This window comes from Bacillus sp. N12A5, from assembly GCF_026790125.1.
Taxonomy (GTDB): domain Bacteria; phylum Bacillota; class Bacilli; order Bacillales; family Bacillaceae; genus Bacillus.
The window spans coordinates 261,346-272,097 of the sequence record NZ_JALAMR010000005.1; the positions used below are offsets into that span (position 1 = coordinate 261,346).

The 10,752-nt window shown below is 45.7% G+C and carries 10 protein-coding genes and 1 pseudogene; 8 read left to right on the forward strand and 3 right to left on the reverse strand.

The window, feature by feature from the left end:
- Positions 1-25: 25 nt before the first annotated feature.
- Entirely contained in the window at positions 26-1,660 is a 1,635-nt protein-coding gene (locus MOC09_RS07360; RefSeq protein ID WP_268370063.1) for a M20/M25/M40 family metallo-hydrolase, read from the reverse strand.
- Between the two features lie 172 nt (positions 1,661-1,832).
- Here MOC09_RS07360 and namA point away from each other — a divergent pair, with 172 nt between their 5' ends.
- The gene (gene namA, locus MOC09_RS07365; RefSeq protein WP_268360309.1) at positions 1,833-2,849 is read left to right on the forward strand and encodes an NADPH dehydrogenase NamA; all 1,017 of its coding nucleotides are present in this window, start codon (positions 1,833-1,835) and stop codon (positions 2,847-2,849) included.
- A 110-nt stretch (positions 2,850-2,959) separates the two neighbouring features.
- Positions 2,960-3,721: an alpha/beta fold hydrolase gene (locus tag MOC09_RS07370; protein WP_268360310.1), complete on the forward strand. Its 762-nt coding sequence runs from the start codon at positions 2,960-2,962 to the stop codon at positions 3,719-3,721.
- Between the two features lie 63 nt (positions 3,722-3,784).
- Here MOC09_RS07370 and MOC09_RS07375 read toward each other — a convergent pair.
- Positions 3,785-4,893, reverse strand: a protein-coding gene (locus MOC09_RS07375) for an IS3 family transposase (protein WP_268370046.1) whose coding sequence is annotated in 2 segments (ribosomal slippage) — positions 3,785-4,641 and positions 4,641-4,893 — 1,110 coding nt in all. Because the reading frame shifts where the segments join, the coding sequence is not laid out codon by codon here.
- Between the two features lie 219 nt (positions 4,894-5,112).
- Between MOC09_RS07375 and MOC09_RS07380 the strand changes: the two genes are divergently transcribed.
- The 5 genes from MOC09_RS07380 (at position 5,113) to sipU (ending at position 9,976) form a co-directional block, all read left to right on the forward strand.
- Positions 5,113-6,546 carry a PTS mannitol transporter subunit IICB gene (locus MOC09_RS07380; RefSeq protein WP_268359357.1) on the forward strand — a complete coding sequence of 478 codons (1,434 nt, stop codon included), beginning with the start codon at positions 5,113-5,115 and terminating at the stop codon, positions 6,544-6,546.
- Positions 6,547-6,570: 24 nt separating this feature from the next.
- The gene (locus MOC09_RS07385) at positions 6,571-7,002 is read left to right on the forward strand and encodes a PTS sugar transporter subunit IIA (protein WP_100275830.1); all 432 of its coding nucleotides are present in this window, start codon (positions 6,571-6,573) and stop codon (positions 7,000-7,002) included.
- Position 7,003: 1 nt separating this feature from the next.
- Entirely contained in the window at positions 7,004-8,125 is a 1,122-nt protein-coding gene (locus tag MOC09_RS07390; protein WP_268370049.1) for a mannitol-1-phosphate 5-dehydrogenase, read from the forward strand.
- Positions 8,126-8,212: 87 nt separating this feature from the next.
- The gene (locus MOC09_RS07395) at positions 8,213-9,277 is read left to right on the forward strand and encodes a tartrate dehydrogenase (RefSeq protein WP_268359361.1); all 1,065 of its coding nucleotides are present in this window, start codon (positions 8,213-8,215) and stop codon (positions 9,275-9,277) included.
- Positions 9,278-9,412: 135 nt separating this feature from the next.
- Complete coding sequence (gene sipU / locus MOC09_RS07400) at positions 9,413-9,976, forward strand: signal peptidase I sipU (RefSeq protein WP_268359363.1); 564 nt, start codon at positions 9,413-9,415, stop codon at positions 9,974-9,976.
- 89 nt (positions 9,977-10,065) lie between these two features.
- On the opposite strand, the pseudogene MOC09_RS07405 reads toward sipU, so the two are convergent.
- Positions 10,066-10,234, reverse strand: a pseudogene (locus tag MOC09_RS07405) (dienelactone hydrolase family protein); the annotation flags it as partial.
- Positions 10,235-10,319: 85 nt separating this feature from the next.
- On the opposite strand from MOC09_RS07405, the gene MOC09_RS07410 reads away from it, so the two are divergent.
- The gene (locus tag MOC09_RS07410) at positions 10,320-10,712 is read left to right on the forward strand and encodes a 3-hydroxyacyl-ACP dehydratase FabZ family protein (RefSeq protein ID WP_268370055.1); all 393 of its coding nucleotides are present in this window, start codon (positions 10,320-10,322) and stop codon (positions 10,710-10,712) included.
- The last annotated feature ends 40 nt before the right edge of the window (positions 10,713-10,752 follow it).

A 10,752-nucleotide genomic window follows, 5' to 3' on the forward strand; every position in this document is an offset into this window, starting at 1 on the left:
TGTGCCTTCTGTCTTTTGTTTTTTTCTAAAACAGCTGGCTGGCCGTTTCTGATTGTTTTAATAGCGCGGAGATCGTAAATGAAAGCAAGTCGGGAAGCACTTCAAAAGAATAAGGTATATACAGTCTCTCCGTCCATTTGTGCGGGTCTTTTCCGGCCGGACCGACATTTAGAATTGGGACATATAAAGCCTGATCTTTGCCGCTTGGCAGGGAATATTCTCTGTTGAAAAGCGGCATATTGCTTGTGTACGCGTCAACCTCCTGCTTTTCAAGCTGAAGATAGCTTAAATCTGAAAGTCCGGGGAAATACTGAACCTCCCGTAACGCAATGCCATATGTATCAGCCGCATAATGCATGAGCTGATCAGCTGTATTTCTGATCAATTGATCGTCCTTTGAAGAAACAGCCGGATAAAGCGGCGGACTATAAAAAAGAACGATGAGCGGCGCATCCTCCTTACAGAGCGAAGCAAGCTCAGACACAATTTTCGTTGAAAAATCCCTGTCCCCAAGATCACCCCTGTTGGCAAAGGCATAATTAAGAACCCGCTCGGTTTCCGAGTTTCCAACACGCTTTTTCGCACGCACGACCAGCTCATCAAATGTCAAAACAGAGACGGTGCGTTCAATCGGGGTAAACGGCGCGAATTGCTGAAAACCCTGTGTTTTCTTCCGAATGTTCGCGGTTATTTCCTCTGCCGCCTGTTGTGCGGTTTTAAGCAGCATCTGATGCAGTTCATCGGCCGATCGTTTCATTAACAGTACATTAAATAACGTAACAGCTGTATGCGGTGTCTGAACAGAATACGCCTCTTTCAAGTCCTTTTGCATTAAGTTTACCGGCGGCGGAGTAACTTCACCATCAACCTTTTCGCAATAATCCGCATTCAGTTCAAGCAAACGGTTTATCTCAGATACCATTAAATTAGCGTTTAGGCCTGAAAACGGCTCTCCGACATGTGTTTCAATCCCCTTGCAGAAAAAACCTGCAAGCACCTTGCCAATGCTTCCTGAATAAAAGTATTGCTGCTGATCGCCGGGGAATTTTTCAAACATCGGTTCGGCATTCAGGCAAGCGGTTAATGTAATATCATGCTTTTTCTCCATTTCCTTCAGTATAGGAACCGCTTCAATCATGCCTCTTGAATTCACTTCCTCGTCAGGAACTGTAATCAACAGCAGATTGCCCTCAAATTGGCCGTTCATTGCCCGCTCCAGCATCGACAGCTGAACAGCAAGCCCCGCTTTCATATCCATCGTCCCTCTTCCGAACAGCCAGTCGCCGCTTTCAGCATCTTTTCGCACACGCTCCGGAAGCAGCTCTTTTTTCTTTAAAAAGGAGCTCAAAAGCTCGGCAGGCTTACAAGCCATATGTTTGAATTCTCCGTAATCCTCTATGTCCACGACATCAAAATGACTCAGTAAAAGCACTGTCTTTTTGACATTCTTCTTTTTGACGAGAGCTGTTAGAAAGGATCTGCCGTCGTCCATCGGATGAAGTGTTACATCATCAGGATGTTTTTGAAAATAAGGCTTGTCCTTCAAAATAAAATAAAGATATTCTGCAAGCGCTGCTTCTCCCTTCGAACCGGTGATGCTTTCGTATTGCACAAGAGAAGTTAAAAGGGTCAGCAATTCGTCCTTCGTCTGCCAATTCATCAATTTTTGCCCCTCCTATGTATAAAAACGCTTTTAGCCTGAAAAATAAAATGACTCCCCGTCTATTATACAGAAATGTTTGACAAAAACGGATCTCTTGAGCAGTTTATATGACGGGAAAGAAATGACTTGATATAATCAATCTCTAAAAACCTTACGGGAGGCGAAAGAAATGGCCAGAAAATTATTCACACCGATTACAATTAAGGATATGACGTTAAAAAACCGCATCGTCATGTCACCAATGTGCATGTATTCTTCTTATGAAAAGGATGGAAAATTAACACCGTTCCACATGGCACATTACATATCTCGCGCAATCGGCCAGGTCGGGCTGATTATTGTGGAGGCATCAGCGGTTAATCCTCAAGGACGAATTACAGACCAAGACTTAGGGATTTGGAGCGACGAGCATATCGAAGGCTTTGCCAAACTGACTGAGCAGGTCAAAGAACAGGGGTCAAAAATCGGCATTCAGCTTGCCCATGCCGGACGTAAAGCAGAGCTTGAAGGAGATATTTTCGCCCCATCTGCGATTGCGTTTGACGAACAATCAGCAACACCTGTAGAAATGTCAGCAGAGAAAGTGAAAGAAACGATCCAGGAGTTCAAACAAGCGGCAGCCCGCGCAAAAGAAGCCGGCTTTGATGTGATTGAAATTCATGCGGCACACGGATACTTAATTCACGAATTTCTATCTCCGCTATCCAACCACCGCACAGATGAATACGGCGGCTCACCAGAAAACCGCTATCGTTTCTTAAGAGAAATCATCGATGAAGTCAAACAAGTATGGGACGGCCCTTTATTTGTCCGTATATCTGCTTCTGACTATACAGACAAAGGCTTAGACATCGCTGACCACATCGGGTTTGCAAAATGGATGAAGGAGCAGGGTGTTGACTTAATTGACTGCAGCTCAGGCGCTCTTGTTCATGCAGACATTAACGTATTCCCTGGCTATCAGGTCAGTTTCGCTGAAAAAATCCGCGAGCAGGCTGACATGGCAACTGGGGCTGTCGGCATGATTACAGACGGTTCAATGGCTGAAGAAATTCTGCAAAACGGACGTGCTGACCTTATCTTTATCGGCAGAGAGCTTTTGCGGGATCCTTTCTTTGCAAGAACCGCTGCGAAACAGCTCAATACAGAGATACCAGCCCCTGTTCAATACGAAAGAGGCTGGTAATGCCCACAAGAGATATCCTGAACAGGATATCTCTTTTTTTATTTTTTAGAGAAACGATCTGCTCAGGTTCTCCGTCTCCCTAATAGAACCAATTAGAGGAGATGACTCCAATGAACTCAGCTTGGATGGAAAAGACATATACGATTGACGGATGTTCATTCCATACACAACACCGGAGAGGATCAAGCGGTGTAACAATTGTCTTTGAGGCCGGCTACGGTACTTCTTCTGAGACATGGAAACCATTAATGGCGGACATTGATAGTGAATTTGGCATTTTCACATATGATCGAGCAGGAATAGGGAAAAGCGGACAAAGCAGAGCGAAACGAACAGCGGAACAACAGGTGAAAGAATTGGAGGATTTGCTTAAAGCAGCAGATGTAAAACCTCCTTATCTGGCTGTTTCACATTCATACGGAGCTGTCATCACCGGTTTATGGGCCTGCAAAAACAGGTGCGATATTATCGGCATGGTCCTCCTTGATCCAGCTTTAGGAGATTGCGCAAGCTTCTCCTTTATTCCTGAAGAAATGCACACAGCATATACAAGAAAGCTAATGCTTGAGGGCACACATGCAGAGTTTTCTAGAAGCCTGCAGGAACTCAAACTGCGGCAAGTCCATTTAGGGAACATGCCTCTTATTGTACTGTCTTCAGGTGAACGGACTGAGAAATTTGCTGCTGAACAGGAGTGGCAAAACATGCACAGCAGCATTTTGTCTCTATCGAACCAAAGCAGCTGGATTCAAGCTAAAAACAGCTCGCATAACATCCATCATGATGAGCCTCATATCGTTCATTTGGCTATTTATGACGTATGGTGCGCAGCGTGCCAGCAGGCTGCACCTCTTTACCAGGCGGTCAATTAAACATAAAAAAGACCGGGCCGTAAGACTGGTCTTATCCCTGTCAAGTAGACAGCCACAAAAAGCCTAAGCAACCAGTGTGTTACGGTATTCTACCGGAGCACACTGGTTTAATTTTTTCTGGAATCGTTCGTGATTATAGAATTGAATGTAATCCTCAATGCTTTTGTGAAGCTCTTCTTCGGTTTGACACGTCGAAAAATATGCATTCTCTGTTTTGAGATGCGAGAAAAACGATTCGATACAGGCATTATCTAGGCAGTTTCCCTTACGGGAATGGCTGCCTTTCAAACCAACGGTTTCAAGTCGCTTTTGATATGCTTTTGTTGTATATTGGAAGCCTTGGTCAGAATGGAGGATAGCTCCCTGGACGTCCCGTTGGNNAAGATCATTTCGTTTTGACAGCTTCCATGCGACAATCTCATTGTTGTAAAGATCTTGTACGGCAGAAAGGTAATAGAATCGCTGTCCACAAGCAATATAGGTAATATCGGTTACATATAGATGGTTAGGTCGATTGGTTTGAAATTCTCGGTTAAGCCGGTTTGGCAGGACAACCGATGCCTGTCTTCCAAAATAACGTCGCTTTTTTCGAATGATCGATTGAATGTTCATCTCTTTCATCAATCTGTAAACACGCTTATGGTTGATCCAAAATCCTTCTCTCTTTAAAGTGATGGTGATCCGAGGATAGCCATAGAAAGGACGTGAATGGTGAATCGCCATGATGTGTTCTTTTATGATCTGCTCTCTCTGTTGCCTCGCCATTCGAATCCGTTGAGTCTTGCGCCATTTATAGTACCCCGACCTTGACACTTTGGCGATACATACCAGCCACGTAATCGGATAACGATCCTTCAATTCGTGCACAGCTTCAAATCGTGCTGTCTTCAAAATCCGTCCTCCCCATGCAGATTTGGATAACGCTTTTTTAGGTATTCGACCTGCGCCTTTAAATAATCTCGTTCTCCCTCAACACTTTTAAATGTTGTCTTAGGGCGTCCAATAAAAGGATTGTCTGACTTTGTCTCTTTGCCCCTATGATCATCTAAAGACTTGCCTTCTCGATAGGTTTTCACCCAATTTTTGAGCTGGGTTGAACTCCGAAGCCCTAATTCTTCAGATAACGTGTTATAGCTTTTGTTTCCTTCCTCATACATGTTGACAGCTTTCATCTTGAATTCTTTGGTATAGTGCTGAAAGTGTTGGGGATAATATCAATACCAGTGGCCTTTTTATTTTTAAAAAATTGTCACACTCATGTGCCAAAGTCCTCTTTACTTTCAATTGTATAGGGACTGTAAGCGTTTTAACATAGAGGCATAGGGAAGCAATGATTCTCTGAAAATCTTTTTACATCTTATGCGACAAACAAAAACAGGGAGGGTTTATATATGCAGCAAGAACAGCAGCAAGGCGGCATGAAAGTGAAAGTGCAGCGCTTCGGCAGTTATTTGAGCGGAATGATCATGCCGAATATCGGTGCGTTTATCGCGTGGGGCATCATTACCGCGCTGTTTATTCCGGCGGGATGGTTTCCGAATGAACAGCTGAATACACTTGTCAGCCCGATGATCACGTATTTACTGCCGCTTTTGATAGCGTATACAGGCGGAAAAATGATTTACGACCACCGCGGCGGAGTCGTCGGGGCGACAGCGGCAATCGGGGTGATTGTCGGGTCGGATATTCCGATGTTTTTAGGTGCAATGATTATGGGACCGCTTGGCGGATACCTCATTAAACAGACTGATAAATTGTTCAAGGATAAAGTCAAACAAGGCTTTGAAATGCTCATCAACAACTTTACGGCAGGGATTGTCGGCGCAGCTTTGACGATTCTCGCGTTTTACGCCATCGGCCCGGTTGTCCTGACGTTAAACAAACTGCTGGCGGCTGGTGTGGAAGTCATTGTACACGCGAATTTACTGCCTGTAGCCAGCGTTTTTGTGGAACCGGCGAAAGTGTTGTTCCTCAATAACGCCATTAACCATGGAATCTTAAGTCCAATCGGAATCGAGCAGGCTGCCCAAACGGGAAAATCGATTCTGTTCTTAGTAGAAGCAAACCCTGGACCGGGGCTCGGCATTTTGCTGGCGTACATGTTCTTTGGCAAAGGTTCTTCAAAATCTACGGCTCCTGGAGCTGCGATCATTCATTTCTTCGGCGGGATTCATGAGATTTACTTCCCGTACATTTTGATGAAACCGGCCTTGATTCTGGCGGCCATTGCCGGCGGAGCAAGCGGACTCTTAACATTCACGATCTTTAATGCCGGACTCGTCGCCGCATCGTCGCCGGGAAGCATTATCGCATTGATGGCGATGACGCCAAGAGGAGGCTACTTAGGCGTATTGGCGGGTGTATTGGTCGCTGCCGCTGTTTCGTTTATCGTATCAGCAGTGATCCTGAAATCTTCAAAAGCAAGTGAAGAAGACCTCGCTGCCGCAACAGAAAAAATGCAGTCCATGAAGGGGAAGAAAAGCCAAGCTGCCGCTGCTTTAGAGGCAGAACAAGCAAAAGCTGAGGAAGCGTCTGAGCTGTCTCCTGAAAGTGTAAACAAGATTATCTTTGCGTGTGATGCAGGAATGGGATCAAGCGCCATGGGGGCATCCATCTTAAGAAACAAAGTGAAAAAGGCGGAGCTTGACATCAGTGTGACCAACACGGCCATTAACAATCTTCCAAGCGATGCGGATATTGTCATCACCCACAAAGACTTAACAGATCGCGCGAAAGCCAAGCTGCCAAACGCTACGCATATATCAGTGGATAACTTCTTAAACAGCCCGAAATACGACGAGCTGATTGAAAAGCTGAAAAAGTAATTTTAAAGAAAGAGAGTGATACTCATGCAAGTGCTCGCAAAGGAAAATATTAAACTCAATCAAACGGTATCATCAAAAGAAGAAGCCATCAAATTGGCAGGTCAGACGCTGATTGACAACGGCTATGTGACAGAAGATTACATTGGCAAAATGTTTGAACGCGAAGAAACATCTTCTACGTTTATGGGGAATTTCATTGCGATCCCGCATGGCACAGAGGAAGCCAAAAGCGAGGTTCTTCACTCTGGCATCTCAATCATACAAATTCCAGACGGTGTCGAGTACGGGGAAGGCAACACGGCAAAAGTGGTATTCGGCATCGCAGGGAAAAATAATGAGCATTTAGACATTTTGTCTAACATCGCGATTATCTGCTCAGAAGAAGAAAACATTGAACGCCTGATCTCTGCTAAAAGCGAAGAAGATTTGATCGCTATTTTCAACGAGGTGAACTGACATGATCGCCTTACATTTCGGTGCGGGAAATATCGGGAGGGGGTTTATCGGCGCGCTGCTTCACCACTCCGGCTATGATGTGGTATTTGCAGATGTGAACGATACGATGGTGAACCTCCTTAATGAAAAGCAGGAATACACAGTGGAGCTCGCTGCAGAGGGCCATTCATCAGAGGTGATTGGCCCGGTCAGCGCCATCAACAGCGGCAGTCAGCTGGAGGAGCTGTATCGGCTGATTAATGAGGCGGCGCTTATTACAACGGCGGTTGGCCCGAATGTGTTAAAGCTGATTGCTCCATCTATCGCAGAAGGTTTAAGACGTAGAAGTTCTGCAAGCACACTAAACATCATCGCCTGCGAAAATATGATCGGTGGCAGCAGCTTCTTAAAGAAAGAGATATACAGCCACTTAACGGAAGCAGAGCAGAAATCTGTCAGTGAAACGGTCGGTTTTCCGAATTCTGCCGTTGACCGGATCGTGCCGGTTCAGCATCATGAAGACCCGCTGAAAGTATCAGTTGAACCATTTTTTGAATGGGTCATTGATGAATCAGGCTTTAAAGGGAAAACACCAGTTATAAACGGTGCGCTGTTTGTTGATGATTTAACGCCGTACATCGAACGAAAGCTATTTACGGTCAATACCGGACACGCAGTGACAGCATATGTCGGCTATCAGCGCGGACTGAAAACGGTCAAAGAAGCAATCGACCATCCTGAAATCCGCCGTGTCGTTTATTCGGCGCTGCTTGAAACCGGTGACTATCTCGTCAAAACGTATGGCTTTAAGCAAACTGAACACGAACAATATATCAAAAAAATCATCGGACGCTTTGAAAATCCATTCATTACGGACGATGTGACCCGCGTGGCAAGATCGCCTCTCAGAAAACTGGGGGCGAATGATAGACTTGTGGGCCCGGCAAAGAAAATAAAAGAGCCGAATGCTCTGGCGGAAGGGATTGCCGCAGCCCTGCGCTTCGACTTCACCGGTGACCCTGAAGCGGTTGAACTGCAAGCGCTGATCGAAGAAAAAGGATACAGCGGCGTGCTTCAAGAGGTATGCGGCATTCAGTCTCATGAACCGCTTCATGCCATCGTTTTAAAAAAACTCAATCAATAACCGACCCGTGACAGAACGTCACGGGCTTTTTTTACCATCTCGCAATCTAGTATAATAGAAAACGCTTACGAAAACAGGGGGAGGAGAATGACGATGAAACAATTCGAGATTGCGGCAATACCGGGAGATGGAGTGGGAAAAGAGGTTGTGGCTGCTGCTGAGAAAGTGCTTCATACAGCTGCTGAGGTTCACGGAGGTTTGTCATTCTCATTTACGGCTTTTCCATGGAGCTGTGATTATTACATGGAACACGGCGAAATGATGCCTGAAGACGGAATACATACGCTAACGCAATTCGAAGCGATTTTCTTGGGGGCGGTCGGAAACCCGCAGCTGGTTCCCGATCATATTTCGTTGTGGGGGCTGCTGCTGAAAATCCGGAGAGAGCTTGAGCTTTCCATAAATATGAGACCTGCCAAACAAATGGCGGGCATTACATCGCCGCTTTTGCATCCAAATGATTTTGACCTTGTGGTGATTCGCGAGAACAGTGAAGGTGAATACAGTGAGGTCGGCGGACGCATTCACAGGGGCGGTGATGAAATCGCCATCCAGAATGCTGTGTTTACAAGAAAAGCGACGGAACGAGTCATGCGCTTTGCCTTCGAATTGGCGAAAAAACGGCGCGGCCATGTGACAAGCGCCACAAAGTCTAATGGCATTTATCACGCAATGCCGTTTTGGGATGAAGTTTTTCAGCAGACTGCTGCTGATTACAGCGAGATTGAAACGTCATCCCAGCATATTGATGCGCTGGCCGCTTTTTTTGTGACGCGTCCGGAAACGTTTGATGTCATTGTGGCGAGCAACCTGTTCGGTGATATTTTAACCGACATCAGCTCAAGCCTGATGGGAAGCATCGGCATTGCGCCGTCTGCGAACATCAATCCGGACGGCAAATACCCGTCCATGTTCGAACCGGTTCACGGCTCAGCTCCCGACATTGCCGGTCAGGGTCTTGCCAATCCAATCGGCCAGATTTGGACAGCGAAGCTGATGCTTGACCATTTCGGAGAGGAAGAGCTGGGGGCAAAGATTCTCGATGTGATGGAACAAGTAACGGCTGACGGCATCAAAACTCGCGATATTGGCGGACGCAGCAAAACGGCTGAGGTCACTGATGAAATTTGTGCACGTTTAAGAAAGCTCTGATAAAACAGGCCGGGGTGAATGGCTGCCCCGGCCTGTCCGTTTCCTTACGAATATTTCCACACAAAAGTCTAACCAAGCAGATCCAAATACTGTATAATGATTTAGGATTCTAAGGAAAGCATCGGGTGAAGGAAATTGAATGCAAAAACAATTACGTCAAAGAAAAAAATAAAAATCAAATGGATTGTTGTACTCAGTATCGTTATAATCGCAGCTCTCATTTTTACGGTCAGGCTGGTGTTTTACAAGCCATTTCTCGTTGAAGGCGCATCGATGGAGCCAACGCTTAAAGACTCGGAAAGAATTCTGGTTGACAAATCAGTCAAATGGACTGGCGGGTTCCACAGGGGCGACATCATAGTCATTCATGACAAAAAAAGCGGACGCTCATTTGTCAAACGCTTAATCGGTTTGCCTCGCGACAGCATTAAAATGAAGAATGATCAGCTATACATAAATGATAAAAAGGTGGAAGAACCGTACTTAAAGGAACAACAACAAGAGATCAAAGAATCGGGTGTAACCTTAACGGGTGACTTCGAGGTTGAGGTTCCTGCCGGTAAATATTTTGTAATGGGAGATAACCGTCTCAATTCACTGGATAGCAGAAATGGAATGGGGATGCCTTCTGAGGGCGACATCATCGGTACTGAATCTCTCGTCTATTATCCATTCGGTGAGATGAGACAGGCAAAATAAAACTCAATGCAATAATAATATGGAGCATATGACGGCACCAAAACCGCACCGGGTGTTCACAAAAAATCTGATGAAACCGGGCGGAGTTCCTTTTCCACTGCCGTTTTTTCCACTTGCAGGGTGTAGCCTTCATCCTCGTCAAGTTGGTTCGGCGTCAACACATGATATCCAGCCATTTTCATCAGCGGTCGATCCTTTTATATGGCTGTTTACACCGTATATTTCGTGGACAAGAATAACAAGCGGTCTTGGGGACATAACGGCCTCCTTTTCTGTTTTTTCCATTATATCCTATCGTTGCGCTTTAGGCTGATATATAATGGTCAAAAAAAGGAGATATCGAATGAACGCTTTTTCTTTGCCTCACCGCTATCCGTTTTTATTGATTGATGGCGTGACGGAAAGCCAGCCCGGCAAACATGCAACCGCTTATAAACTGGTCGGTGAGAACGACTGGTTTATTACTGCCACACAAACAGAAATGCCGTTTTCACTTGTGATTGAAGCACTTGCGCAAACCGCTGCTTTTACAGGGATTACAGATGAGAACAGCTTGGGATTATTGTCTTCGGTGAAGAAAGCAGAAAAGCTTGGAGCGGCTGTGCCCGGTGACAGGCTTGATCTAATGTTTGAAGTCACGCGCAACCGGCGCGGGTTTGTGTTCGGATATGCCAAGGCGTCAGTAGGAGAGCAGCCTGTTGCTGAAGCAGACATCGGCATCTATATTGAAAAATGAAAAAAACCCTTCACAATGTTGGGACTGACCCCATAAGATG